The sequence below is a fragment of the Acidimicrobiales bacterium genome, from assembly GCA_040219515.1.
In the GTDB taxonomy this organism is placed as follows: domain Bacteria; phylum Actinomycetota; class Acidimicrobiia; order Acidimicrobiales; family Aldehydirespiratoraceae; genus JAJRXC01.
The window spans coordinates 64,452-90,156 of the sequence record JAVJSI010000009.1; the positions used below are offsets into that span (position 1 = coordinate 64,452).

Sequence of the window (25,705 nt, forward strand, 5' to 3'; positions counted from 1 at the left end):
CGCTGATCGCGAAAGTCCGCGCCCCGGCACCACATCGGCTGTGGGGCTGCGATGATTGGGGCATGGCCGCAGACCACTTCAGTCGCCAACTCCCCGACATCGATCCCGCAGAGACCAAGGAGTGGATCGACTCCCTCGACGCCGTGCACGGGGCCCAGGGGCAGGCCCGGGCCCGCTACATCGTCGCCCGGTTGCTCCAACGAGCCAACGAACTCCAGCTCGGGGTGCCGCCCACCACGAGCACGCCCTACATCAACACGATCCCGGCCGAGGAGCAGCCGTTCTTCCCCGGCGACGAACACGTCGAGCGCCGTATTCGGGCCTTCATCCGGTGGAACGCGGCGGCGATGGTCATCCGCGCCAACAAGACCGCTGATGGCATCGGTGGTCATCTGTCGACCTACGCGTCGAGTGCCTCGCTCTACGAGGTCGGCTTCAACCACTTCTTCAAGGGCAAGGAGGACGGGCTGGCCGGCGACCACGTCTACTTCCAGGGTCACGCCGCACCGGGGATCTACGCCCGGGCCTTCCTCGAGGGCCGCCTGAACGAGTCCCAACTCGACCGGTTCCGCATGGAAGTCGGCGGCGACGGTCTCTCGAGCTATCCCCACCCGCGACTCATGCCCGAGTTCTGGGAGTACCCCACGGTCTCGATGGGGCTCGGCCCGATCAACTCCATCTACCAGGCCCGATTCAACAAGTACCTGCACCAGCGTCGGCTCGACGACACGTCGAAGAGCAACGTGTGGAGCTTCCTCGGCGACGGTGAGTGCGACGAGCCCGAGACGCTCGGCGCCATCTCGCTCGCCGGCCGCGCCCAGCTCGGCAACCTCAAGTGGATCATCAACTGCAACCTCCAGCGGCTCGACGGACCCGTGCGCGGCAACGGCAAGATCATCCAGGAGCTCGAAGGCGTCTTCCGGGGTGCCGGCTGGAACGTCATCAAGGTCGTCTGGGGTTCCCGGTGGGACGAACTCCTCCACCGCGACGTCGACGGCGTGCTGCTCAACAAGATGGGCGAGACGATCGACGGCGCGTACCAGCGCTACGCGGTCGAGGACGGTGCCTACATCCGCGAGCACTTCTTCGGCCCCGACCCGCGTCTGCGCAAGCTCGTCGAACACCTCAGCGACGACGAGATCCGTGCCCTGCCGCGCGGCGGCCACGACTACCAGAAGGTCTACGCCGCCTTCAAGGCGGCCGCGGAGACAACCGACCAGCCCACCGTCATCCTCGCGAAGACCATCAAGGGTTGGACACTGGGCGAAGGCTTCGAGGGTCGCAACGCCACGCACCAGATCAAGAAGATGACCAAGAAGCAGCTGCTCGAGTTGCGCGAACGCCTCCACATGGAGGACGAGATCGCCGAGGACGCGCTCGAGGACGGCGTTCCGCCCTACTTCCGGCCCTCGCCCGACTCCCCGGAGCGTGCCTACCTCATGGAACGTCGGCGGGCCCTCGACGGCCCGCTCCCGTCTCGCATCATCCGCGACCGCCGACCGCTGAAACTCCCCGGCGAGTCGCCCTTCCTCGATCTCATGAAGGGCTCGGCCGGACGAGCCGTGTCGACCACGATGGCGTTCACCTCGCTGCTGCGCGACCTCCTGCGCGACGAAGCCTTCGGTGATCGCGTCGTCCCGATCGTGCCCGACGAGGCCCGCACCTTCGGTATGGACTCGCTCTTCCGCGAATTCGGGATCTACGCCCCCACCGGCCAGCTCTACGAACCCGTCGACCACGATCTGTTGCTCTCCTACACCGAGAGCGAGGACGGCCAGATCCTCGAAGAGGGCATCACCGAGTGCGGTTCCACGGCCTCGTGGATCGCGGCCGGCACTGCGTATGCCAACAACGGCATTCCGATGGTGCCCTTCTACACGTTCTATTCGATGTTCGGATTCCAGCGGGTCGGCGACTCGATCTGGGCTGCGGCCGACGCGCGCACGCGCGGGTTCCTCATGGGTGCCACCGCGGGACGCACGACGCTGCTGGGCGAGGGCCTGCAACACCAGGACGGCCACAGCATGCTGCTCGCCTCCACGGTCCCCTCGTGTGAGGCCTACGACCCGGCCTTCGCCTACGAACTCTCCACCATCGTGCGCGACGGCCTGCACCGCATGTACCCCGACGGCAGCGCGGTCGATGGCGAGGACGTCTTCTACTACCTCGCGATCTACAACGAGAACTACGAGCAACCGCCTCGTCCCGACCATGTCGACGATCGCGACATCACGAGCGGTCTCTACAAGTGGGCCGAGGGCCCCGACGGCCCGTCCAAGCGGGCGACGATCCTCTTCTCCGGTCCGGCCAACCTGGCCGCCCGCGAAGCCCAGGCCATCCTCGCCGAGTATCACGACGTCTCGGCCGAGCTGTGGAGCGTCACCTCCTACAAGCGCCTGCGGGCCAACGCGCTCGACGTCGAGCGGCGCAACCGTCTCCAGCCCGAAGGCACTCCCGACGTGCCCATGATCACCAGCAAGCTCCGCACCAGCGAAGGTCCGATCGTCGCCGTCTCCGACTGGATGGGCCTCGTCCCCGGCCAGGTCAGTCGGTGGACCCCCCGCCCGATGCGGGTGCTCGGCACCGACGGGTTCGGCCGGTCCGACACCCGCGAAGCGCTGCGGAGCTTCTTCGAGGTCGACGCGTTCTCGGTGGTCGTCACCGTTCTCGCCGCGTTGGCCGAGGACGGCCAGGTCCCCGCCGCGGAGGTCAGCGCGGCGATCCGCACCTACGGCATCGATCCCTACCGGCCCGACCCGGCTCACCCCGACACCGGCAGCTGAACGACAGAGAGATGACCGGCACCCTCGCGGTGACCGGGGACGCCTCGGCGGACCGGTTGCTGAACAATGATCCCCTGGCCCTGATGATCGGCATGCTGCTCGACCAGCAGATCTCCATCGAACTCGCCTTCATCGGTCCCTTCCGACTGGCCCATCGTCTGGGCGGGGCCCTCGACGCCCACACCATCGCGGCCATGGACCCCGATCGATTCGCGGATCTTTGTCGCACGAAGCCGGCCCTGCACCGCTTCCCGGCGGCGATGGGAGGACGGATCCAGCAGATGTGTCAGCACCTCGTCGACCACTACGACGGCGATGCGGCGACGATCTGGCGCCACGTACGACGCGCCGAAGTGCTCCAGGAACGGCTCTACGAAGTGCCGGGGTTCGGACCGGAGAAGGTGAAGATCTTCACCGCCGTGCTCGCGAAGCGATTCGATCGCCGACCCGACGGTTGGGAGGAAGTGGCCGGGGTGTTCGCCGACGACGAACTCCGCTCCGTCGCCGACCTCGACTCATCCGAGGCGCTGGTGGCGCTGCGGGCGAAGCGTCGGGCGATGAAGGCGGCCGGACAGTCGAAGTCCGACTGATCACCCCGCGGCGTTCAGCAGATGGTTGCGTTGGCGGTCGAGCCAGCCCAACAACACGGCGATGGCCCGTGGATCGTGACGAAGATGATGTCCGGCGCCGGCGATCACCCGGAGATCCGCGCTGCCGTGGGCATCGGCGACCTCACGGGCGTCGAACAGGGGAACGACCTCGTCGTCGGACCCGTGCACGATCATGAGTTCCCGTGGCGCCAGTCGGCCGGCCGCCTGTGACGCGCGGGTCGACGAGATCTCCGCCGCCCACGCATCGAACGAGCGAGGGAAGTCGTCGTCGCGGACGATCCCCATCTCGCGGGCGAGGACCAGGAGCTTGCGGGGGTTTCGGGCCCAGTCGTGGAAGTCGGCGGGCACGCCGACGGCCGCGACGCCGTTGATCGAGGGGTCGCGGGCACCCACATCGATGGCCAGCGCGCCGCCCGTGCCGAAACCGACGATCCACACGCCGTCGCAGGGAACCGATTCCCGCAGGTGGGCGACGGCACCGTCGAGGTCGCGACGCCACCCCTCGAGGGAGAAGTCGCCCTCGGATTCGCCGACCCCGCGACTCGAGAAGGCCAGCGCTGCCCAGCCGGCCTCGGTCGCCGTACGATCGGCGAGCTCCGGGAAGCTGGCGGTGGAGTTGATGCCGCCGCCGGCCTCGGCGGGAAAGCCGTGGGCGATCACCAATCCCGGCTGCGCGGTCGGGTGGATCTGCGCCGGCCGCGCCAGGTGGGCAGCCAGTTCGTTGCCGTCGACCGTGAACCGCCGGTCCACGAGGTCAGATCTTCCGGAGGCGGTAACCCCGGTTGCGAGCTTCGGCGAGGGTGTCGGGGCCGAAGGTCTGCGCGTGCGACCCGCCGACGAGCTCCTCGATGACCGACTCGTCGTCGATGTCATCGAGGTCGTAGACGACCTGCACCCGCTTGTCGCCGAGGAATCGGTTCTCTTCGAATCGGGTCGGTCGCTCCATGGTCGACGAATATAGCAACGAACGTGGCGGTCAAAACGGAGCATCCCGGGACCTCGTGGTCCCGGGATGGCCCGAATACATGCTGGATTCCCAGGGGTGGTCGCGAAGCGCTCGTGAACCGAGCGCCGGCCGACAGGCGTGACGTGTCCCGTCCCACTGATCCCGGGGGTGGAGCTGGCGTGGTTTGCGCCAGAGGTCCAGCGGCCGTAGCTAGCGGCCAGCCACCTCCAAAGTCACAGATCTACTACTCACGTCTGGACCACCTCCTCTCTTTGGTCCTGCCAGTGAAGCACATCTCACGCGGCTTTGGCAGGCTTTTTTCACAGAGGTCAGTGGCGATTCAGTCGTCGGCCTCGGAGCCGACGGCACCGATGGCCACGAGGTACTTCATCTGGAGGTCGAGCACGCAGACGACGTCGACCGCGTCGGGCCCGTTCTCGGCCAACGACCGGGCGACGACGGCGTCGATTGCCGCATCCTCTGGCGCGATGGCGCCCTCGGTTCGCACCGCCTCGCCCGCGAGTTCCTGGCCGTAGCGCGACGACGCGCCCATCTCCCCGAACCAGTCGAGGTGCCAACCGAGGACCCGGGCGACGTCGTCGTAGCTCAGACGGGCCGTGACCTCGTCGGGCAGTCGGTCACCGATCCACACGGCGGCGTCGTGAAGGTCGTAGACCGCGGGCGGCCGCTCGACCGCCATGCGCCCCACGGCCTGACCGACCGCGACGAAGGCGATCGCCGTCACGACGACCGCCCCCACGATGAACAGCACCAACGTCATCAGTTCACCAATCCCTCGTTCTGTGAGCTTGAACGGGCCCCACGGGGACGTTCGAGCTCACAGAAGCGAGAACGGGTCAGATGCCGATGCGTTGGGCGAGGAGCTCACGGTGGTAGGTGGGATCACCGAAGAGGAGCTCGGAGCTCTTGGCCCGCTTGAAGTAGAGGTGGGCGGGGTGTTCCCAGGTGAAGCCGATGCCACCGTGGATCTGGATGTTCTCGGCCGCGGCGTGGAAGTAGGCCTCGGAGCAGTAGCTCTTGGCGAGCGAGGCGACCTGGCCGAGCTCGTCGTTCATCTCGGCGGCACACCAGCCCGCGTAGTAGGCGGCGGACTTGGCCGACTCGACCTCGAGCAGCATGTCGGCGCACTTGTGCTTGATGGCCTGGAACGAGCCGATCGGGCGACCGAACTGGACGCGGACCTTGGCGTACTCGACCGACATGTCGAGACACATCTGGGCACCACCCACCTGCTCCGCGGCCAGGGCGACGGCGGCGAGATCCAGCACGGTCTCCAGGGTGTCCCAACCCTTGCCGTCGTCGCCGATCAGCGTGGCGGCCACGCCGGAGAACTCGATCTTGGCCTGCTTGCGGGTCTGGTCCATGGTCGACAGCGAGGTGCGGGTGAGTCCGTCGGCGTCCGCGGCGACCTTGAAGAGCGACACGCCCTTGTCGCTGCGGGCCGCCACGATCAGGAGGTTGGCGGTGGCCCCGTCGAGCACGTACATCTTCGTGCCGTCGAGCGTCCACGAGTCGCCCGATCCGGAGGCCTGCATCGTGATGCCGCCCTCGTCCCAGCGGCCGCTCTCCTCGGTGAACGCGAGCGTGGCGCGGGTCTCGCCCGACGCGATGCCCGGGAGCAGCTCGCTCTTGGCCGAATCGTCGCCGCTGTGCAGGATCGCGTTGGCCGCGAGCACGCAGCTCGAGAAGTAGGGGGCGCACAACAGGGCCCGGCCCATCTCCTCGAGGACGACGACCTGCTCGACGAAGCCGTAGCCCTGACCGCCGTACTCCTCGGGAATGGCCAGCGCCTGGAGACCCATCTGCTCGGCCATCTGGCTCCACACGGCCTCGTCGAAGCCCTGCTCGGTGTCCATCTGCTCGCGGACGGCCTCTTCGGAGGACTTGGTCTGGAGGAAGTTGCGCACGAACTCGCGCAGCTGCTCTTGTTCTTCGGAGAATGCAAAGTTCATGGGCGAGAAGCTACCCAGTGCGACCGACCTCGCCAAATCGTTCTGTGTACACATGTGCTACAACTCATGGGTCGGGAGTAGGCTGGGTCCATGCAACGAGTCGGGATTCGTAGCCTGCGCAACGACGTCGCCGCGATCGTGCGGCGCGCCGGTGGCGGCGAGCGCATCATCGTGACGGTCGACGGCGAGCCGGTCGCCCAGCTCGGCCCGCTCGAGCCGACGGGTGAACCGACGATCGACGACCTCGCCGCGGCCGGACTCGTACGGCTCCCCGGGCGAGCCGACCGCCCGCCCCCGCCGGATCCCTTCGGCGTCCCCGTCGACGTCCGTCTGTCGTCGGTGATCGGTGAACTGCGGGGCGAGTCGGGATGACCCTCGTGATCGATCCGTCCGCCCTCATCGCGCGCTACGTCCCCGGTCCCGACCGCGCCCTGGTCAACGCCACGATGTCCGCCGATCCGGTCTGGTGCGCCAGCGACCTGGCCCGCACCGAGGTCATGCTCGCCCTGCACCGGATCGCCGGGGCCGAGGTGCTCACCGACGACCTGTGGACGGCAGCCCGGGCCGATCTCGACGCCTTCGTGTTGGTGCCGGTCGACGAGCGCTGCATCGCCCGGGCCACCGAGCTCGGCGCCGCCTACGGACTGCGGACGGTCGATGCCGTCCACCTCGCCGCGGCCGACCGACTGCCTCGCCCGATCAGCTACCTCACCCTCGACCGCCACCAGATTCCGGCGGCCGCCGCGCTCGGCTTCGAACTCGTTACCCCTCTGGCGCGCTAGACAATCGGGCATGACCCGACGCCTTCCCAAGGCTCTCATCGCCGTTCTCGCCGCTGCCGCACTCGCGGCGGCGAGCTGCGCCGACGACAGCTCCGACACCCCAGCCGCCGATCCCGCGCCCGACGACGCGAGCACCACGACGACCGAGCCCGGCGAGGACGTGGTCGCCTCCGACGACCCGATCCAGGTCGCCACGGTGGTCACCCCGTCGGAGGTCAGCCCCATCGCCGCGCGCGTCACGGTCGAGAGCAACGTCGCCGTGACGGTGCAGATCACCGCGACCGCCGACGACCACGAAGTCACCACGCCGGTCACCGCGCAGTCGGCGACCGAACACGACCTCCCTCTCGTCGGCATGCGTCAGGCGCGGGACTACGAGGTGGCCATGACGGTGGTCGACGCCGCGGGCAACGTCCTCACGACCACCGAACCGTTCACGACCGGCACGATCGACGACAACGTGCCCGACTTCGAGATCGTCGAGCACGACCCGGACCGCCGCTCACCCGGCATCACCATCGTCGAGACCAACACCGTTCGCGCCGCCCTCCCCGGTGATTTCGGCGGCAACGCCGTCGTCGGGCTGGACGAGGACGACGAGATCGTCTGGTACTACAACACCGATCGGTTCAACGGCGCCGTCCAGCAGACGCCAGCCGGCGAGGTCGCCGCCCAGAACGATCCGTTCGGCATGACCGTCCACGCCATCACCGGCGAAGCGCTCCGTCGCTACTACCCCGACCCGGAGGGCGACGACGAGATCACCGTCGAGGACGGCGTGGCGCTGACGCCGTACCACGCCGACTGGGTCGACCTCGGCACGGTCCACCACGATCTTCAGTGGCAGCCCGACGGCACGGCGTTCGCCATCTCCCGCACGATCCACGAGATTCCGGTCGCGCGACAACAGGAGCTGTGCCCGGGCGACGAGCTCGAGTGGGGTGTCATCTCCGACGTGATCATGCACATCGAGCCCGACGGCACAGTCCTGCGCACCTGGGACCTCTGGGACATCTCGAGCTTCGACGACCTGCCCGGCGAGTTCCTCTGCCAGACGCAGGGATTGGGCATCACCCCGACCGAACGCGACTGGACCCACGCCAATGCGCTCTGGTTCGACGAGACCCGCGACGTCGTCCTCGTCTCGTCCCGGCACACCGACCAGATCATCGCGTTGGCCATGACCGACGAAACGGGCCCCCAGACCGAGGCTCGCTGGATCCTGGGCGCCGACGGCACGATTCCCTACGCCGGCGAGAGCTTCCACCACACGCACGGCGTGAAGACCACGGCCGACGGCGACATCCTCTTCTACGACAACGGCAACTTCCGGCCGGGGAGCCTGTCGGCGGGTGGCGATGACCCCAACTACAGCCGCGCGGTGCGGATCGCGGTCGACGACAGCGGCGACGATCCCTCGACCTGGAGCGCCACGCAGGTCTGGGACCATCGCATGATCGACCCCGTCACCGACGAGCTGATCTACGCGCCGTTCATCAGCGACGCCGACGAGTTGAGCAACGGCAACATCCTGGTGACCCACGGTGGCGCCACCGTCGACCCGAACGACTACACGGCCTCCCACGTCCATCTCGTCGAGATCGACCCGATCACCCAGGACGAGGGCGGCGATGCGTTCGGCGGGGACATCGTGTGGGAGCTGCGGGCCGGCGGCGACCAGCCCGAATCGACGTATCGCGCCGACCGGTGGGCGTCGCTCTACTTCGGGCCGCTGTGGGCCACGGAATGAGCAGCGACAGCGACCGCCCTCTGCCGGCCGACCAACGCCCCTACGACGACACACCGGTCCACACCGCCGACCTGCCGGCCACCCCCACCCGCGATCGCAACATCAGCGTCGAGGCGTGGGTTGAAGCGCCGGATCATCTTCGCCGCGCCGGCGATGACATCGGCGGTGTGCGTGTGGCCTACAAGCGCCGCATCGGCGACTGGCTGCTCTGGCGGGCCGGGCCGGCGGTGAAGGCCGATGCCCGTTACGTTGCGGTGAGAGCCGACGATCTGGCGGAGCACCACGAGTTCCGACTGTTCCCCGACGGTACCGGCGACGGTCTCGGCCCGTCCGGCGAGCGCCACGCCCGGTTCCGGGCCTGGAAGGAAGATCTCCTCGGCCGCACGCCGGGTTCCTGACGCGCGCCGCCCATTACCACTATGCCCGTAGGACAAACCTCGGCCGTCCCATAGACTTTTGTCCATGTCGACGGCTCCGCTCTTCGAAATCACCGGCCTGCACGCGGCCACCGCCGAGGGCGGCATCGAGATCCTGAAGGGCCTCGATCTCACCGTCGGCGCCGGCGAGGTCCACGCGCTCATGGGACCCAACGGATCGGGCAAGAGCACCCTCGCCAGCGTGCTGCTCGGCAGTCCCGAATACGACGTCACGGCCGGGTCCATCAGGTTCCGCGGCGAGGACATCACCGAGTGGCCCGCCGAGGTGCGGGGCAAGGCCGGCATCTTCCTGGCGTTCCAGTACCCCCAGGAGATCCCCGGCGTCTCCGTGCTCAACTTCCTGCGGCAATCGCTGTCGGCCCGCAAGGGCATCGAGATGTCGGTGCTCGAACTCCGCCTCGCGATCATGGAGTGGATGGAGCGCCTCGACATGGACGAGTCGTTCGCCGAGCGCTACGTGAACGAAGGCTTCTCCGGTGGCGAGAAGAAGCGCAACGAGATCCTCCAGATGGCGATCCTCGAACCCGAGATGGCGATTCTCGACGAAACCGATTCCGGCCTCGACATCGACGCGCTGCGCGTGGTCGCCACCGGCGTGCAGGAGGTGCGCCGCGACCGCCCCGAGCTGGGCGTGCTGGCGATCACCCACTACCAACGCCTCCTCGACGAACTCCAGCCCGATCGGGTCCATGTGATCGTCGACGGGCGCATCGCCGAGTCGGGCGGCCCCGAGCTGTCCTCACGGCTCGAAGCCGAAGGCTACGAACGGTTCGGAGTCGGTCAGTGAGTCTCCGCCCCGACGTCAAGAACGACTTTCCCGTCCTCGCGCAATCGTTTCACGGGCACCAGGTCGTCTATCTCGATTCCGGCAACACCTCACAGAAGCCGCAGGCGGTCATCGATGCGATGGCCCGCTACTACGAGCACGACAACGCCAACGTGCACCGGGGCAGCTACGAGCTCGCCGTTCGGGCAACCGCGGCGCTCGAGGAATCCCGCGCCACCGTGGCCCGTTTCATCAACGCGCCGTCGCCCAGCGAGGTGGTGTTCACGAAGAACGCCACCGAGTCGATGAACCTGCTCGCTCGTTCCTGGGGAGGCGCCAACCTCGGCCCCGGCGACGCCGTCGTCATCTCCGAGATGGAACACCACGCGAACATCGTGCCGTGGCACATGCTGGTCGCCGAGAAGGGCATCGAGCTCCGCTGGATCCCGGTGGGGGCCGACGGCCACCTCGACCTCACCGATCTCGACCGCCTCCTCGACGGCGCGAAGCTGGTGTCGATCACCGCCATGTCCAACGTGCTCGGCACGCTCAACGACATCCCCCGACTGTCCGAGGCCGCGCATCGTGCCGGCGCCCTCATGGCCGTCGACGCCAGCCAGTACGTGCCCCACCTCCCCACCGACGTGCAGGCCATGGGCGCCGACTTCGTCGTCTTCACCGGCCACAAGATGCTCGGGCCGATGGGTATCGGCGTGCTCTGGGCCCGCGCCGAGATCCTCGACGCCATGCCCCCGTTCCTCGGTGGCGGCGAGATGATCCTCCAGGTGACCAAGGAGGGCTTCACCACCAACGAGATCCCCTGGAAGTTCGAGGCCGGCACCCCCATGGTCGCCGAGGCGGTCGGTCTCGCGGCCGCCATCGACTACCTCACCGACCTGGGGATGGACGAGGTCCGTCGCCACGAGGTCGAGCTCACCGCCTACGCGATGCGCCGCCTCGAGGAGGTCCACGGCGACAAGATCACGATCCACGGCCCGAGCGAGCCGTCGGAACGCGGCGGCGTACTGTCCTTCGTCTACGAGGGCTCGTCGGGCGAGGTCCACCCCCACGACATCGCCCAGGTCCTCGACCAGGCCGGCGTCTGTGTGCGGGCCGGGCATCATTGCGCCAAACCACTGATGACCGTGCTCGGCGCCAACGCCACCTCCCGTGCCTCGCTCTACGTCTACAACGACGAGTCCGACATCGATCAGCTGGTCGATGCCCTGTCCGCCGCCGACGAGATGTTCTCGTTCTAGCAAGCCCTCCAGCACGCCTTCTCTCCAGGAAAACCAGATGCCCGGCCTCGAAGACCTCTACCGAGAGATCATCCTCGATCATTACCGCTCCCCGCGAAACCGCGGTGAACTGGAGACCCCACCGGCGGTTCGCGCCGACGGGTTCAATCCGCTGTGCGGCGACGAGATCGTGGTCTACATCGATGTCGACGATGCGGGCACCATCCAGGAGGTCGCCATCGGCGGCCAGGGGTGTTCGATCAGCCAGTCATCGGCGTCGATGATGTCCGCCGCGATCAAGGGCAAGTCGGTGGCCGACGCCCGCCAGCTGATCGTCGCGTTCAAGGGCCTCATGTCGATCCACGAGACCGAGCTCGGTGGCGACGGCACCGAGTCCGAGATGGGCATCTCCGCCGCCGACATGAGCATCGACAACACCGACGACGTGTCGCTCGGCGACCTCGAGGCGCTGCGCGGCGTGGTGAAGTTCCCGGTCCGCATCAAGTGCGCCACCCTCGGCTGGAACACGCTCGCCCAGGCGCTCGACGAGGTCGCGCCGAACTAGCTCAGCGCACGCGGTCGCGAATGGCCACGGCCACTTCGGGGCCGACCAGGGCCTGGAGTTCATCGGCGAGTTCGTCGGCCGTGGTCTGCTCCCCCGCCTGGGCGTTGTCGCCCTCGGTGCAGCACCACACCATCGTCGCTCCGTCGGGGCCCCGATCGTCACGGCCCCAGCGTCGGAGTCGAGCAGTGCCGTCGTCGGCGTGCTCGGCGATCAGCGGCAACTGCCAGCACACCGACGGCTTCACATCGATCGGCCGTTCACCGTCGCGCACCGCCTGGAGGTGCAGCGCACATCCCGACCCGCCGGCGAAACCCGGACGGTTCAGGAACACGCAGGCGCCTTCGACGGTGGCGGTCCGGGCCCGCCGCTCGTCCTCGTAGATCCCGTGCTCCGCCGCCCACTCCCGGAACTGGAACAGGTCGGCGTCGAGCAGCGCGGCGTGGGCCGAGATGGTCATGGCCTCGTCCTCGTCGAGGAGTTCGGTGCCGACGGAGCAGCATCCGTGGCCGAGCACCTCGGCCGGCGTGTCGAGGATGCCCTGGCACCCTTCGCCCCAGATGCACTTCCAACGCGAGCCGAGGAAGCCGACGTCGACGGTCCAACGGGTGCCGTCGACCGGGTCGACGAACTCCTCGAAACGGGCGGAGACCATGACGCGAGGGTAGGCCGCACTACGGTCTGTGCCATGACCGACATCCCGGCCGGCTGGTACAACGATCCCGAGGACGTCACCCAACTCCGATACTGGAACGGCAACGAGTGGACCGAACACCGCTCACCCAGAGCGCTGGCCGGGGCCGCCGCCCCCGACGGCGGCGCGTGGGGGATCGTCGGTGCCACGTTCCGCCTGATCGTCGAGGGGTGGGCGCAACTCCTCGTCCTGGCGCTCCCGCTGATCGTCTCCAGCATCGGGGCCGCCATCCTCGCCTACGTGTCGCTGGACTCGATGCTCGATCCGGGGATCGAGACGATTCTCGACCGGGTCACCCAGCCGGGCTTCGATCCGGTCGACAACGGTGCCGACGAGGCCTTCATCGATTCGATCGACGTCTCCATCGGGACGATCGGCATCCTGGGCCTCATCGGCGCTGGGCTCGCGGTCGTCCTCGGCACCTTCATCAGCTCCACCTCGTTCTCGATATTCCTGGCCCGTGTCCGCGCCGGACGAGGCACGTCGATCGGCGAGACCTACCAGCGCCTCGCCCGGCGGCTCCCCCGCATGATCGGCATCGCTCTGCTGTGGAGCCTCTTGGGACTCATCGCAGCGACGATCGTCGTCGGCCTCTTCGTCGTGGCCATCCTCGTCTCGCCGGCGCTGCTGCTCGCCCTCGTCCCCGCGCTGCTCGTGGCCGTCATCTACTTCTGGCCGGTCGGCGCGCTCGCCTACACGGCGCTGGCGTTGTCGCCCAGGGAAGCCCCGCCGTTGCGACACGCCTTCCGCATCGTTCGCCCGCTCTGGGGGCCGATCGCCGGCCGGCTTCTCATCCTGACACTGGTCGGCTTCGTCGTGTCGTTCGCGTTCAACCTCGGCACCAGCTGGATCAGCAGCGTCGGCGTCGTGGCTGCCTTCGTCGTCCCTCTCCTGCTACAGGCACTGCAGAGCATGCTCAACAGCGCCGGCTCGGTGGTGCTCTACGAGTTCGCCGGCGGCAGTGTCGATCCGGCCATCACCGCCGAGCACGTCGGCTCGCCGGCGCCGTTCAGCTGAGGCCGTCGACCCGCTCGACGAAGTCCCGGTCGTTGGTGGAGATGCCGCCGGCGTCGTGGTCGGTGATCCGGATCTCTACCGTGTCGTAGACGTTGCGCCATTCGGGGTGGTGAAAGAGCCGCTCGGCGACGAGCGCCACCCGGGTCATGAATCCGAACGCCTCGTTGAAGTCGGCGAAGGTGAAGGTGCGGGTGAGCCCGTCCCCGTCTCGCTGCCACTCGGGGTGCGCGGACAGCAGCGCCCCGATCTCGTCATCGGTGAGGAGGGTGCCGGCCATCACGCCAGTGGATCAGCAAAGGGATCGTCGGGCAAGCCGTTCGCCGGCTTGGCCGGCGCCGGTTCGACCCAGCGTTCGTAGCCGGTGGACTCGAGCTCCGTGGCGAGTTCGGCACCGCCGGTCTCCTGGATGCGACCCGCCGCGAACACATGGACCTTGTCGGGCCGTAGCTCCTGGAAGAGCTTGCTGTAGTGGGTGATGGCGAGCACGCCGAGTCCGTCCTCCTCGGTTGCCTGCTCGACGCGGCTGCTGACGAGGCGCAGCGCGTCGACATCGAGGCCCGAATCGAGCTCATCGAGGATCGCGAACTTCGGGCGCAGCACGCCGAGCTGCAACGTCTCGTTGCGCTTCTTCTCGCCGCCGGACAGGTCGACGTTGAGCGGCCGTTCGAGGAACTTCTCGCCGAAGCCGATGCGGACCGCCTCGGCCCGCATGCGTTCGTCGATGACCTCGGGATCGTCGCTGGTGCCGACCGAGGCCCGCAGCAGATCGCGCAGGGCGACACCGGGCACCTCGGTCGGGTACTGCATCGCCAGGAACAGACCGGCCTCGGCTCGCTGCCAGGCCGGAAGAGTGAGGATCTCGACGTCGTCGATACGAACCGACCCGCCGAGCACCTCGTAGCCCGGACGGCCTGCGACCACGTGGCCGAGTGTGGACTTGCCGGACCCGTTGGGCCCCATCACGGCGTGCACCTCGCCGGACTTCACCACGAGGTCGACGCCCTTGAGTATCTCCTGCCCGTCGACAGCCGCTCGCAGCCCCTCGATCACCAGTTCACTCATGAGGGATCCTCGTCGTCGGATTCGGCTTCTTCGGGGGCGAGCGTCAACGTGACCTGCCCGTCGACGACGGCGACCTCGTAGACCGGCACCGGTCGCACGGCGGGCAGGCTCTCGGGCTCGCCGGTCCTCAGGTCGAACAGGGCGCCGTGTTGGCCGCACTCGATCATGCAGTCCTCGGCTTCGACGAAGCCCTCGGACAGCGACACGTCGGCGTGGCTGCAGGTGTCGCCGATCGCGTAGACGTCGTCGTCGATGCGCACGACGGCGATCTCGCGATCGCCGATCACGACCTTGCGGGCGGTACCCGCCTCGATCTCGGTCAACGGGAAGAGCGTGTGGACGGTCATCCGACCGCCACCCGCTCCTGCCGGGCCAACTTGGCCGCGACCGCCGTGCGGATCTTGTGACCGGCGGCCGCCACCGGCATCGATTCGAGCACTTCGGCGAGGAAGCCGGCCACGATGAGCCGTTCGGCCTCGCCCGACGGCACCCCTCGACTCTCGACGTAGAAACGCTGCTCCTCGTCGACGGGGCTGACGGTGGACGCATGGCTGCACCGCACGTCGTTGTTCTCGATCTCCAGGTTGGGCACCGACTCGGCCCATGCCGTGTCGCTCAGCTTGAGGTTGCGGTTGGTCTGGAACGCATTGGTGCCCCGGGCTTCGGGACGCACCCGGATGAGGCCGGTGTAGATGCTCTTCGCCTCGCCGGCGACCACGCCCTTGTAGAGCAGGTTGCTCGTCGTGTCGGGCGCGACATGGTCCTGGTAGGTGCGGAAGTCGAGCGTCTGGTCGGCCTCGCCGAAGTACAGGGCCAGGAGGTCACCGTGGGCGCCACGACCCACGAGGCGGGTGTCGGACCGGGTACGGGCGTAAGTGCCGCCGAACGCTGCGGTGGCGCCGGTGAGGGTGGCGTCGCGGTCGGCCCGAGCGAGGAGAGAGCCGATCTGCCAGGTGGCATCACCGAGCTCCTGCACGTTGAGGTAGCCGAGTCGCCCGGCCGGGGCCACGTCGAGCTCGACCACCGGACACACCAGGAGTCGGTCGCCATCGTCGGAGGTATGGTGGTCGAGCACCTCCACCTGCGCATTCTCCTCGATGCGTACGACCAGTCGGGGGAACGCCGCCGAGCCGTCACCGGCCGCGTGATGGGTGACCACGATCGGGCGATCGATCACGACGCCCTTCGGGACGTGGATCAGCACCGGGGCCGGAGCGAAGCCGTCGTTGAGCAGCGTGAAGTGATCGCCCGCCGCCTCGGCGACCGACCCGAGCAGATCTTTGCCGGCGGCATGGTCGACCAGCGGGCCGACATGCACACCGGCGGCGAGCAGTTCGTCGTCGACGTCGACCGCCACGATGCGGCCGTTGACCGTGCGAACGAGGGCCGCGGGCTCGATGTCGAGGCGCGGCATCGGCGCGTCGCCCAATCCGTCGGTGGGACTGAAGGACGTCAGGTCGAGGTCGCCGATGGGGCTGTAGCGCCATTCCTCGGCTGTCGCGTCGGGCATGTCGGCGGCCACGAACGTCTCGGCCGCAGCGACACGGCGATCGACGAGCCAGGATGGTCCGGCAAGGGCGCGGGCGGCGTCGGGGGAAAATTCGGTCACAGGCATCCGCGGGGGTCGGGCCGGTCGAGGATCGATCCGGCAGCGACATTAACCCTACCGACGTAGTGCTAATCGCCCAACGCTCGAAACCGGGTCAGCGACCGTCGCGGTAGCGCCGACGCAGCCGGTCGCCGAAGCTCTCACCCGTCGGCCGCCGAGACGGCGGCTTCGGCTTCCTACCCTTCGGCTTCTTGCCCTTCGGCTTCTTGCCCTTCGGTGTCGTGCTCCTCGGTGAGGGGCGACCGAGCATTCGTCGGACACGGCCACCCCGGCGCTTCTGGCGCTCGGCATCGAGATCGGCGAGGGCACCGGGCACCGCCTCGTTGATGATGTCCTCGGCCGCGTCCAAGAGGGCCGCAATACTGTCGTCGTCGCCCAGACCGGCCGGTTCGGGCGGCGTCTCGGGCGTGACCAGCGCCCCGTGGACCCAGTTCACGTCGGCCAGGCGGCGGGTGTACCGCGCACAGTCGTCGGGGCAGCGCCATGGCGCTTCGGGTGCCAGATCGAGGTCGCACTTCCGGACGGTGTCCCCGTTCGGATAGCTCCGCGACTCGAAGTACTTGCAGTCCTGGCGCATCGGCATGTGCTCCATTGTGGCGTGCCATCCCACGGTTCGGGCACCGGGTCAGGCGGCGGAGATCCCCGCGAGTTCCGACAACAGACCCATGACGCTGAGGCCGTCACCGAGCAGTCCGTCCCGCACGAAGCCGGCGATGCGGTCGAGGGCGACCCACTCGACCCGAAGGGCCTCGTCGGGATCGGTGGGCTCGCCCACCTCGACGGCCTGGGTGGCGCGGACGACGTGGAACCGCTGATCGGTGGCACCATTGCTCGGATGCCAGGTCATCACCGGTGTCAGCGGCCCCGGCGCCCATCCGCTCTCCTCGACGCATTCGCGGTGGCCGGCCTCGGTGACCGTCTCACCGGCATCGACGCCGCCGGCGGGCAGCTCCCACCCCCAGGTGTCGGTGATGAATCGATGTCGCCAGATCAGCAGCACGTGGGCATCGACGACCACCAGCGTGCCCACGGCCTCGTTCGGGAACCGCACGGCATGATGCTCGAACCGCCGCCCCGACGGCGTCTCGACATCGACGAGGGCCATCGACATCCAGTCGCTCTCGTAGACGAAGCGCTGCCCGTGCTCGATCCAGCGGCCGGGTTCACGACCGTCCGGCATCGGCGTTAACCGACACTGCCTTCCATCTGGAGTTCGATGAGGCGACTCCACTCGACCGCGTATTCCATGGGCAGGGTGCGGGTGATCGGCTCGATGAATCCGTTGACGATCATGCCCATCGCCTGTTCCTCGGTGAGCCCGCGACTGCGCAGGTAGAACAGTTGCTCGTCGGCGACGCGGGACACGGTGGCTTCGTGGCCGATGACGGCGTCACCCGAGCCCACCTCCATGTAGGGGTAGGTGTCGGAAACGGAGTCCTCGTCGAGGATCAGGGCGTCGCACTGCACATGGCTCTTGCAGCCGTAGGCATCGTCCTCCACTCGCACGAGGCCTCGATAGGAGGTGCGGCCGCCGTCCTTCGAGATGGATTTGGACACGATCTTCGAGGTGGTCTCGGGTGCCGCGTGGATCATCTTGGCGCCGGTGTCCTGGTGCTGACCGGGGCCGGCGTAGGCCACGGAGAGCACCTCGCCCGACGCCTTGGGGCCGGCGAGCACGACGGCCGGGTACTTCATCGTGAGCTTGGAGCCGATGTTGCCGTCGATCCACTCCATGTGGCCCTCGGCTTCGACATAGGCCCGCTTGGTGACGAGGTTGTAGACGTTGTCGGACCAGTTCTGGATGGTCGTGTAGGTGACCCGGGCCGACGGCTTCACCACGATCTCGACCACGGCGGAGTGCAATGAGTCCGACGTGTAGGTGGGCGCCGAGCATCCTTCGATGTAGTGCACCTGCGAACCCTCGTCGGCGATGATGAGGGTGCGTTCGAACTGACCCATGTTCTCGGCGTTGATGCGGAAGTAGGCCTGCAACGGCATCTCGACCTGCACGCCGGGCGGGACGTAGATGAACGAGCCGCCCGACCAGGCCGAGCTGTTCAGCGCGGAGAACTTGTTGTCGTTGGGCGGGATGATCTTGCCGAAGTACTGCTGCACGAGTTCGGGGTACTCGCGCAGTGCGGTGTCCATGTCGGAGAACAGGACACCCTGGGCCTCGAGATCCTCACGGTTCTTGTGGTAGACGACCTCGGATTCGTACTGGGCGGTGACGCCGGCCAGGTACTTTCGCTCGGCTTCGGGGATGCCCAGCTTCTCGTAGGTGTTCTTGATCGACTCGGGCACCTCGTCCCAGTCGTCGTTGAGGCCGCCCTTGGGCTTGATGTAGTAGAAGATGTCGTCGAAATCGATCCCGGACATGTCGCCACCCCAGTGGGGCATCGGGCGCGCGCCGAAGCGTCGATAGGACTTCAGGCGCATGTCGAGCATCCACTGCGGCTCGCCCTTGAGCCAGGACATCTCGCGGAGGATCTCCTCGTTGAGGCCCTTCTTGGGCTTGAAGACGTAGTCCTCTTCGTCGGCCCAGCCGAGCTGGTACTTGCCGAGGTCCAGGCTGTCAGCGGTGCTCATTGCGATCTCCGTGTCTGCCGCGGTCTTGGAATTTCTCCTATGGAGATAGTAACAAACCCAGCGACCGGTTCGGCAACGGCAGCTGTTGGAACACCCCGCCGCGCCACGGACGGAAGCCGTGGCTGGCGGCAGCATCGGCGAGTACGCGGCGGACATCGACGGTCACCGGCCACACCTCGTCGTCGGCGAGCGACGGCATGTCACCGTGGATTCCCCCGACCACCTGATCACCGAGGACGATGGCCACTCCGCCACGGCCGTGCTCGGTGCCGCCACTGTCGTTCTCGTCGATCGCCCGACCGAACTCGCTGACCAGGATGATGGTGACCGGCCCGGGATCGCGACCGTCGCCGGTCCCCCGCGTGCGCGCGAGGTCGCTCCAGAAGGCCGTGAGGGCCCGGGCGAGCCGGTCGAGCTTGTGGGTGAGCACGCCGGCGCGCCCATCACCCTGATCGACGTGGGTGTCATAGCCCGGGTGGTCGATCGCCACGATGCGCAGCCGCGGATCGGTGCGGATCATGTCGGCGGTCGCGGCGAGCGAGCGACTGAGACCGCCTTCGGGGTAGCCGCGGGCGAGCCGGTCGGCGGGCGCGGTCCAGCTTGCATCAGACCAGCGCGCCTCGATGGACGAGCCGCCCAGCGTTCCGACATGACTGTTGCGAGGGTCGATCGGCGGCGGTGACTCGTCGAAGTGACGGCCCACCGACACCACGGGGACTTGTTCGACCATCGCGGTCGCCAGCCCGTCGAACATGGCGTGCGGGGCGGAACCGAACGACCAGACCGACTCGCTGCCCAGTCCCTCGAAGCGCAACAGGCGCGTCGCCCATCCGTCGGGCTCGTCCCGGCCCCCCTGGTGGAGGAACTCCCGGGATGGCAGGTGGTTGCGGTCCCCGCCGTGCACGTCGGGCACGCCGACCCCGCAGATCAGCGCCAGATGGTCCGAACGTCCGAACATCGCGTGCAGCGGGGAAAGGGCCGGATGGAGTCCGAGTCCGCGACCCATGTCGATGGCGCCGTAGCGCTCACCGGGTGGCGAGATCGCGAGAGCGGGTCGGCGAATCGCATACGCGGGGTCGGCGTGGGGAACCACCACGCTGAGCCCGTCGACGCCGCCCACGAGATTGATGAACACGAGCGTGCCCGAGGGCGCACCCACGCCTCGCCCGAGCGCCCCGGGCGACGGAATGCCCACGGCGGCCGAGCCCGCGCGTGAACTCCGGTTGTCGATCTCCCGGAGGAAACCCTCGCGATGCCTCGCCGGCAGCGGCAGGTCCACACCGATGCTTCGGCTCGCGGGGCAACGAGCTGTAGGTATTCTGGCCCATCTCAGCGCTCCGGCGAACCGACCTGCTGCGGGGTGCCGCCATAGAGCCCGTCGAGCAGCCCGGTACAGAGATCCTCGATCCGCGCCGCGGCCTTGCGATGCAACCGCTTGGAGCGACCGTGGGGGTCCTCGACCTCGTCGGTGCCCGAGCCGAGGAGGTCCGAGGGCCGGCGCTGCTCGGCGAACGCACGCACGCGTCGGTCGGGCGAACCGTCGAGCTCCTCCTGCGTCCGCAGCCAGTCCACCAGCGCGCCGAGCGTGTGGATGTTGGTGCTGTCGCCCTCGGTGGCCATGGTGATCTCGCGGGCGTGGGCGCGCTCCATGGTGACGATCAGGTCGGCACCGTTCACCAGCTCCGGGGTGACGACACGCGACCGATGATCCGCGGCGTCGAGCGAGGACTCGGCGAGCACCGAGAGCACCGTGTCCGAGGCCGGCTCGCCATCGAACAGGAGCCCACAGGAGGACACGGCGACGCCGGCCAGGCCGCGCTGTTCGACGTCGCGGACCAGGAACCGTTCGGCCATCACCGAGCGGCAGATGTTGGCCGTGCAGACCACCAGGATTCGAAAGGGATCGGCCGACGGCACGGGCAGCAGAATCGGGTGGGCTCAGTCGATCCGGCGAAGTTCGGACGCGAACAACTCGGCGCGACGGATGTAGGTGTCGACGTTGAGTTGGGAATGCCCCTCGGGCACTGCGTCCTCGCGGATCTTGACGGGCACGCCGAGCGCCATCGCGCAACGGGGCACCTCGACCTTGCCGGGCACCATCGCGGCCGCACCGACGAGGGCGTGCTCGCCGATGATCGCCTCGTGCAGCACGATGCTGCCGGTGCCGATGAGCGCGTGATCGAGCACCCGGCAACCCTCGAGGTGGGCGAGGTGTCCCACCGTCACGAAACGCCCCACGGTGGTGGGGTGAAACGGGGTGCAGTGCAACACCGCGCCGTCCTGGATCGACGATCCCTCGCCGACCTCGATGGTGTTGTCATCGGCTCGGATCACGGCCTGCGGCCACACCGAAGCGCGCGGCCCGATCACGGCACTGCCGATGATGGTGGCCTCCGGGTGGATGTAGGCCGTCTCGTGGATCTCGGGTACCCGGTCGCCGATCGCGTAGATCGGCACGACTAGAGCCCCTGGTAGCGGCCGTAGCCGCCCTGGAAGAACACGAGCGGCCCGCGGGCCGGCGCATCCTCGGAGGTCTTCATGGACTGCACCAGACCGACGACGATGTCGTGGTCGCCGCCGTCGTGGACGGCGTGGATCGAGCAGTCGATCGTGGCCAGCGCGCCCGGGATCAACGGCGCCCCCGTGTGGTCGGTGGTCCATTCGATGCCCGCGAACTTGTCGTCCACCTTGCTGGCGAAGACCCCGCAGACGTCGGCTTGGTCGTGACCGAGCACGTTGACGCAGAACGCCCCGGTCTCCTGGATGCGCAGCCATGTGGCCGAGGTCGCGCTCGGACAGAACATGACCAGCGGCGGATCGAGCGAGACGCTGGCGAACGATCCGATCGCCATCCCCGTGGGGCCGGCGTCGTCGACCCCCGTCACGACCGTCACACCGGTCGGGAAGTGTCCGAGCACCCGTCGGTATTCGCTGGAATCGATCGTCATGTTCTGCTCCTCAACTGTCCTTCCACCCGGGCCTACCCGGCCTGCCTTCGGCAGGGCACGGTAGCGCCGTCTCAGGAGCGGGCGGTGACCGAGAGTTTCAGACCCTCGGTGGCGCAGACGACGGCGTCGATTCCACGGCACGCGGCGCGAGCGGTGATGCGCTCGGTCATCTCGTCGAGGTCTTCGTCGGTGTGCGACGGGTCGTGATGGAAGAGCACGAGCGTGGACACGCCCGCCTGCGCCGCCACCTCGACCGCATACTCCGGCGTGCAGTGTCCCCAGTTCGACTTCAGCGCGAACTCGTCGGGCCACAGCTGGGCGTCGTGGATCAACACGTCGACCCCGGCGCAGAGTTCGAGTACGGCCGGATCGACGTAGCCGGGTCGATCCACCGGCTCCTGGTGGTCGGGGATGTAGGCGACCGAGACACCATTGCGGGTGACTCGATACCCGTTCGTTTTCCCACAGTGCGGAACCGGCCGGACCATCACCGCCGACCCGTCGATGACCAGATCGTCGTGGTGGGCGTCGTGGAACTCGACGGTCGCCGGCAGGTCGGCGACCTCGATCGGGAAGTAGGGCGGACTCATGAACTTCGCGAATGTCTCGGCCATGGTCTGGCCGCCGTCGGCGGGGCCGTAGACGTGCACTTCCGTCTCGGCCGACTGGAGCGGCATGAAGAAGGGAAGGCCCTGCACATGGTCCCAGTGCAGATGAGTGACGAGGGCGTGCACCGTGACCGGATCTCCCGGGGTCATCGAGCATCCCCAGGGCCGCAGGCCGGTACCGAGGTCGAGCACGATCGGGTCGTGGCCGGGCGCTTCGATCGAGACGCAGCTCGTGTTGCCGCCGTAGCGTTGCACCGAGGGACAGCTGCACGGCGTGGAGCCGCGGACGCCGTGAAAGGAAACGTCAATCGAATATTCATCCCCCATGAACATTCGAAACTAGTCAACGTAACCCCGTCCCGTCGAGGGTCGTGTGACGGAATTCTCACCCGCAGTCGTCGCTAGGGTGACGAGATGCCTCCGCCAACATCACCGAACTCGGCTCCCCCACGGTTGCCCGACGGGCTGGTCGCCATCGTCAAGCGGGACTGCCCGACGTGCGTGCTCGTGGCACCGGTGCTCGAGGACCTCGCGGCCCGAGCCGCGCTCACGGTCATCAGCCAGGACGACGCCGGGTTCCCGACGGTGGCCGACTGGGTGATCCACGACGAGGATCTGGCGCTCTCGTGGCACCACGACATCGACGCGGTGCCCACGCTGGTCCGCGTCGACGACGGGCAGGTGACCGAACGCATCGAGGGCTGGTCACGAGATCAGTGGGAGACCTTCACCGGCACCAGCGGTCTCGGCGAGGGGCTGCCCGACTGGCGTCCCGGGTGCGGGTCGCTGAGCGTCGACCCCAACCTCGCCGACGAGTTGGCCGTGCGGTTCTCCGGCTCCACGCTGCGGAGCCGCCGGGTCGAGATCGCGGTACTGGAGGACGAGTGGGAGGCGATGTGGGATCGCGGCTGGAGTGACGGGCTTCCCGTCGTACCGCCCACCGAGGCCCGCGTTCTCCGCATGCTCGAGGGCACCACCCGGGCCCCCGACGACATCGTCGCCATCGCGCCGCCCGACCTCGTGGAATGCACCGTCGAGAAGGTCGCGATCAACGCGGTGATGGCCGGCTGCAAGCCGGAATATCTTCCCGTCGTGCTCACCGCGGTCGAAGCCGCGTGCACCGACGAGTTCAACATGCACGGCCTGCTCGCCACCACGATGCCGGTCGGTCCGGTACTCGTCGTCAACGGGCCGATCTGCGAACAGATCGGCATGAACAGCGGGCTCAACCTGCTCGGCCAGGGCAACCGGGCGAACAGCACCATCGGCCGTGCACTCCAGCTCGTCATCCGCAATGTGGGAGGCGGCAAGCCCGGCGGCGTCGACCGTGCGACGCAGGGCAACCCCGGCAAGATCGGCTTGTGCTTCGCCGAGGACGAGGCGGGTTCGCCATGGGAGTCGCTGGCCCGGTCCCGGGGATTCGACGCCTCGGCCTCCACCGTCACGTTGTTCCCGGGTGAGGGACCCCGCCTCCTTTTCGACCAGAAGTCCCGCTCGGCGGACTCGCTGACCCGCCACTTTGCCCAGATGCTGCGCACCTACGCGAGCCCCCGGATGGTGATGCAGTTCGAGACCATCATCGTGATGTCCCCCGAACACATGAACCGCTACCGCGACGCCGGTTGGGACCGAGCCCGCTTCCTCGAGGAACTCGAGTCCCACCTGATGGTCGACGGTGCCGACATCATCGCCGGTGCCGACGGCATCGAGGAGGGCATGCCCGAGTTCGTGAAGGACATGCAGCTGTCGAAGTTCCCGCCCGGCGGCATCCACGTGGTCCACGGCGGCAGCCACGCGGGGCTCTTCTCCGCAGCCATCGGCGGGTGGGTGACCGGCGAGATGGGTAGTCTCACCGTCACGAGGGAGATCACGTGACGAGGGAGATCAAGCCATGACGACAGTGCTCTCGAAGACCACGGTGCTCGACCCCACCGGGGAACTTCGACCCGAGGTCCGAGAACGGGTCGCCCGGCCCGAATCACTCAACGGTCTGACCGTCGGTCTGCTCGACATCTCCAAGCCTCGCGGCAACGTGTTCCTCGACCGGGTGGAAGAGAAGCTCACTGCGCTGGGCGCCTCGGTGAAGCGCTTCGCGAAACCGACGTTCACCAAGCCGGCGCCCGTCGATCTCCGTCACGAGATCGCCACGAGCTGTGACGCGGTGATCGAAGCACTCGCCGATTGAGGCAGCTGCACGACGTGCAGTGTGCACGACATCAACGATCTCGAACGACGAGGCATTCCGGGGGTCTTCGTGGCCACCGTCGAGTTCGCCGACGCCGCCGACGGCCAGTCGAAGGCCCTCGGACTCGACGTGGCCCACGTACTCACACCGCACCCGATCCAGGATCGGACCGACGAGGAGATGGTCGCGATCGCCGATCAGGCGATCGATGCACTCCTGGGTGCGCTCACCGGCCCCGACTGAGCATCACCCGGTAGTCGCAACAGGTCGTCGTGCCGTTCGACCAGGCCATCGGCGACGAGTCCATCGATCACCCGAATCCCTCGGTCCGCATCGTCGGGCGCGACGGTGGCCGCGAACGCCGCCGCGATCTGGGGTCCTCGCCGCAACACGTCGATCACGCGACCGCGAAGCTGGCGATCCGACCCCTCGAAGGCGGCCTGGCGGCGGCTCACGCCGGCCGAGCCGTCGGCCGGATCCGGACCGGACCCGAGCCACGTGCAGCCGGACGCGACCGGACACGACGCACAGCCCGGCGAGCGCTTCGTGCACACCAGCGCGCCGAGTTCCATGATCGCCTGGTTCCACTGCCACACCCTCCCGGCCGGCACGAGGTCGTCGGCGATCTGCTGCGCCTCCCGTGGCGCCAGCCGACGTCCCGTGACCCGAGCCAGCACCCGCCCGATGTTCGTGTCGACCGGCGCCGAGGCGAGCTCGAATGCGAAAGCGCGCACCGCCCGAGCCGTGTAGGGGCCGACGCCCGGCAGGGCGCGCAGCGAATCCAGATCCGACGGCACCACTCCCCCGTGCCGCTCGTGAATGGCCTGCGCCGCCCGATGCAGCATGAGGGCGCGGCGGTTGTAGCCGAGCCCCGCCCACTCCCGCAGGATCTCGGCCGCCGGTTCCGTCGCGCAGGTCGCCGGGTCGGGAAAGCGTTCGAGGAAGACAACCCATCGGTCGACGACGCGATCGACCTGGGTTTGTTGCAACATGGTCTCCGAGACGAGGACCGCCCAGGGGTCACGGGTCCGCCGCCAGGGGAGGTCACGAAGCCCTTCATCCGCCCACGCCAGCAGCATCGACTCGAGTGATTCCGACCGTTCGACCATTTCCCGAAACCTACGCGATCCGGCACTCAGGTCACATGA

Annotated in this window: 30 protein-coding genes; 12 read left to right on the plus strand and 18 right to left on the minus strand. The window is 68.0% G+C overall.

The features are described from left to right. The first annotated feature begins 62 nt into the window (after positions 1-62). Positions 63-2,783 carry a pyruvate dehydrogenase (acetyl-transferring), homodimeric type gene (gene aceE, locus RIB98_06955; GenBank protein MEQ8840703.1) on the plus strand — a complete coding sequence of 907 codons (2,721 nt, stop codon included), beginning with the start codon at positions 63-65 and terminating at the stop codon, positions 2,781-2,783. 11 nt (positions 2,784-2,794) lie between these two features. Beyond that, entirely contained in the window at positions 2,795-3,373 is a 579-nt protein-coding gene (locus tag RIB98_06960) for an HhH-GPD-type base excision DNA repair protein (GenBank protein ID MEQ8840704.1), read from the plus strand. Here RIB98_06960 and RIB98_06965 read toward each other — a convergent pair whose 3' ends face one another. The 4 genes from RIB98_06965 to RIB98_06980 form a co-directional block, all read right to left on the minus strand. Further along, positions 3,374-4,144 carry an alpha/beta fold hydrolase gene (locus tag RIB98_06965; GenBank protein MEQ8840705.1) on the minus strand — a complete coding sequence of 257 codons (771 nt, stop codon included), beginning with the start codon at positions 4,142-4,144 and terminating at the stop codon, positions 3,374-3,376. A 4-nt stretch (positions 4,145-4,148) separates the two neighbouring features. Then, entirely contained in the window at positions 4,149-4,340 is a 192-nt protein-coding gene (locus RIB98_06970; protein ID MEQ8840706.1) for a hypothetical protein, read from the minus strand. Between the two features lie 340 nt (positions 4,341-4,680). After that, positions 4,681-5,121 (minus strand): hypothetical protein, encoded by a 441-nt coding sequence (locus RIB98_06975; protein ID MEQ8840707.1) that lies wholly within the window; start codon positions 5,119-5,121, stop codon positions 4,681-4,683. A 76-nt stretch (positions 5,122-5,197) separates the two neighbouring features. Further along, complete coding sequence (locus RIB98_06980; protein MEQ8840708.1) at positions 5,198-6,313, minus strand: acyl-CoA dehydrogenase family protein; 1,116 nt, start codon at positions 6,311-6,313, stop codon at positions 5,198-5,200. 90 nt (positions 6,314-6,403) lie between these two features. Here RIB98_06980 and RIB98_06985 point away from each other — a divergent pair, with 90 nt between their 5' ends. From RIB98_06985 to RIB98_07015, 7 genes are all read left to right on the plus strand, one after another. Continuing rightward, the gene (locus RIB98_06985; protein ID MEQ8840709.1) at positions 6,404-6,685 is read left to right on the plus strand and encodes a type II toxin-antitoxin system prevent-host-death family antitoxin; all 282 of its coding nucleotides are present in this window, start codon (positions 6,404-6,406) and stop codon (positions 6,683-6,685) included. Continuing rightward, positions 6,682-7,095, plus strand: coding sequence for a type II toxin-antitoxin system VapC family toxin (locus RIB98_06990; protein ID MEQ8840710.1), 414 nt, complete (start codon positions 6,682-6,684; stop codon positions 7,093-7,095). Before RIB98_06985 ends, RIB98_06990 begins: the two co-directional genes overlap by 4 nt. Positions 7,096-7,105: 10 nt before the next feature. Then, positions 7,106-8,845, plus strand: a complete 1,740-nt coding sequence (locus RIB98_06995) for an aryl-sulfate sulfotransferase (GenBank protein ID MEQ8840711.1) — start codon at positions 7,106-7,108, stop codon at positions 8,843-8,845. Then, positions 8,842-9,243, plus strand: a complete 402-nt coding sequence (locus RIB98_07000; protein MEQ8840712.1) for a hypothetical protein — start codon at positions 8,842-8,844, stop codon at positions 9,241-9,243. Before RIB98_06995 ends, RIB98_07000 begins: the two co-directional genes overlap by 4 nt. Positions 9,244-9,307: 64 nt before the next feature. Then, positions 9,308-10,069 carry a Fe-S cluster assembly ATPase SufC gene (sufC, locus tag RIB98_07005; GenBank protein ID MEQ8840713.1) on the plus strand — a complete coding sequence of 254 codons (762 nt, stop codon included), beginning with the start codon at positions 9,308-9,310 and terminating at the stop codon, positions 10,067-10,069. Beyond that, positions 10,066-11,307 (plus strand): SufS family cysteine desulfurase, encoded by a 1,242-nt coding sequence (locus tag RIB98_07010; GenBank protein MEQ8840714.1) that lies wholly within the window; start codon positions 10,066-10,068, stop codon positions 11,305-11,307. The genes sufC (RIB98_07005) and RIB98_07010 overlap by 4 nt, the downstream gene beginning before the upstream one ends. A 37-nt stretch (positions 11,308-11,344) precedes the next feature. Further along, complete coding sequence (locus RIB98_07015) at positions 11,345-11,851, plus strand: SUF system NifU family Fe-S cluster assembly protein (protein ID MEQ8840715.1); 507 nt, start codon at positions 11,345-11,347, stop codon at positions 11,849-11,851. Position 11,852: 1 nt separating this feature from the next. Here the strand turns inward: RIB98_07015 and RIB98_07020 are convergent, their stop codons facing one another. Continuing rightward, positions 11,853-12,503 (minus strand): hypothetical protein, encoded by a 651-nt coding sequence (locus RIB98_07020; protein MEQ8840716.1) that lies wholly within the window; start codon positions 12,501-12,503, stop codon positions 11,853-11,855. A gap of 33 nt (positions 12,504-12,536) precedes the next feature. Between RIB98_07020 and RIB98_07025 the strand changes: the two genes are divergently transcribed. Beyond that, positions 12,537-13,559, plus strand: a complete 1,023-nt coding sequence (locus tag RIB98_07025; protein MEQ8840717.1) for a DUF2510 domain-containing protein — start codon at positions 12,537-12,539, stop codon at positions 13,557-13,559. On the opposite strand, the gene RIB98_07030 is transcribed toward RIB98_07025, so the two are convergent. The 12 genes from RIB98_07030 to RIB98_07085 all read right to left on the minus strand — a co-directional run bounded on the left by RIB98_07030 (position 13,552) and on the right by RIB98_07085 (position 22,627). Then, positions 13,552-13,836, minus strand: coding sequence for a 4a-hydroxytetrahydrobiopterin dehydratase (locus RIB98_07030; GenBank protein ID MEQ8840718.1), 285 nt, complete (start codon positions 13,834-13,836; stop codon positions 13,552-13,554). The genes RIB98_07025 and RIB98_07030 overlap by 8 nt on opposite strands. Further along, positions 13,836-14,621, minus strand: a complete 786-nt coding sequence (gene sufC / locus RIB98_07035; GenBank protein MEQ8840719.1) for a Fe-S cluster assembly ATPase SufC — start codon at positions 14,619-14,621, stop codon at positions 13,836-13,838. The genes RIB98_07030 and sufC (RIB98_07035) overlap by 1 nt, the downstream gene beginning before the upstream one ends. Further along, positions 14,618-14,968, minus strand: a complete 351-nt coding sequence (locus RIB98_07040; GenBank protein ID MEQ8840720.1) for a non-heme iron oxygenase ferredoxin subunit — start codon at positions 14,966-14,968, stop codon at positions 14,618-14,620. Before RIB98_07040 ends, sufC (RIB98_07035) begins: the two co-directional genes overlap by 4 nt. Continuing rightward, on the minus strand, positions 14,965-16,230 hold the full coding sequence (gene sufD / locus RIB98_07045; GenBank protein ID MEQ8840721.1) for a Fe-S cluster assembly protein SufD: 1,266 nt from the start codon (positions 16,228-16,230) through the stop codon (positions 14,965-14,967). The genes RIB98_07040 and sufD overlap by 4 nt, the downstream gene beginning before the upstream one ends. Positions 16,231-16,324: 94 nt before the next feature. Then, the gene (locus tag RIB98_07050; GenBank protein ID MEQ8840722.1) at positions 16,325-16,813 is read right to left on the minus strand and encodes a hypothetical protein; all 489 of its coding nucleotides are present in this window, start codon (positions 16,811-16,813) and stop codon (positions 16,325-16,327) included. Positions 16,814-16,855: 42 nt separating this feature from the next. Beyond that, entirely contained in the window at positions 16,856-17,410 is a 555-nt protein-coding gene (locus RIB98_07055; protein MEQ8840723.1) for an NUDIX hydrolase, read from the minus strand. 5 nt (positions 17,411-17,415) lie between these two features. Further along, complete coding sequence (gene sufB, locus RIB98_07060) at positions 17,416-18,816, minus strand: Fe-S cluster assembly protein SufB (protein ID MEQ8840724.1); 1,401 nt, start codon at positions 18,814-18,816, stop codon at positions 17,416-17,418. Positions 18,817-18,853: 37 nt separating this feature from the next. Further along, positions 18,854-20,095 carry a DUF1501 domain-containing protein gene (locus RIB98_07065; GenBank protein ID MEQ8840725.1) on the minus strand — a complete coding sequence of 414 codons (1,242 nt, stop codon included), beginning with the start codon at positions 20,093-20,095 and terminating at the stop codon, positions 18,854-18,856. Between the two features lie 50 nt (positions 20,096-20,145). Beyond that, complete coding sequence (locus tag RIB98_07070; protein MEQ8840726.1) at positions 20,146-20,733, minus strand: hypothetical protein; 588 nt, start codon at positions 20,731-20,733, stop codon at positions 20,146-20,148. A gap of 21 nt (positions 20,734-20,754) precedes the next feature. After that, positions 20,755-21,273 (minus strand): gamma carbonic anhydrase family protein, encoded by a 519-nt coding sequence (locus RIB98_07075; GenBank protein MEQ8840727.1) that lies wholly within the window; start codon positions 21,271-21,273, stop codon positions 20,755-20,757. A gap of 2 nt (positions 21,274-21,275) precedes the next feature. Next, on the minus strand, positions 21,276-21,764 hold the full coding sequence (locus RIB98_07080; GenBank protein MEQ8840728.1) for a flavin reductase family protein: 489 nt from the start codon (positions 21,762-21,764) through the stop codon (positions 21,276-21,278). Between the two features lie 71 nt (positions 21,765-21,835). Further along, positions 21,836-22,627: an MBL fold metallo-hydrolase gene (locus RIB98_07085; GenBank protein MEQ8840729.1), complete on the minus strand. Its 792-nt coding sequence runs from the start codon at positions 22,625-22,627 to the stop codon at positions 21,836-21,838. Between the two features lie 159 nt (positions 22,628-22,786). Between RIB98_07085 and RIB98_07090 the strand changes: the two genes are divergently transcribed. Next, a complete protein-coding gene (locus RIB98_07090; protein MEQ8840730.1) occupies positions 22,787-24,247 on the plus strand; it encodes a thioredoxin family protein in 1,461 nt (486 codons plus the stop codon). 16 nt (positions 24,248-24,263) lie between these two features. After that, positions 24,264-24,800, plus strand: a complete 537-nt coding sequence (locus RIB98_07095; GenBank protein MEQ8840731.1) for a UGSC family (seleno)protein — start codon at positions 24,264-24,266, stop codon at positions 24,798-24,800. On the opposite strand, the gene RIB98_07100 is transcribed toward RIB98_07095, so the two are convergent. Continuing rightward, the gene (locus tag RIB98_07100; GenBank protein MEQ8840732.1) at positions 24,755-25,666 is read right to left on the minus strand and encodes an A/G-specific adenine glycosylase; all 912 of its coding nucleotides are present in this window, start codon (positions 25,664-25,666) and stop codon (positions 24,755-24,757) included. The two genes, RIB98_07095 and RIB98_07100, sit on opposite strands and share 46 nt — an antisense overlap. Positions 25,667-25,705 lie beyond the last annotated feature (39 nt).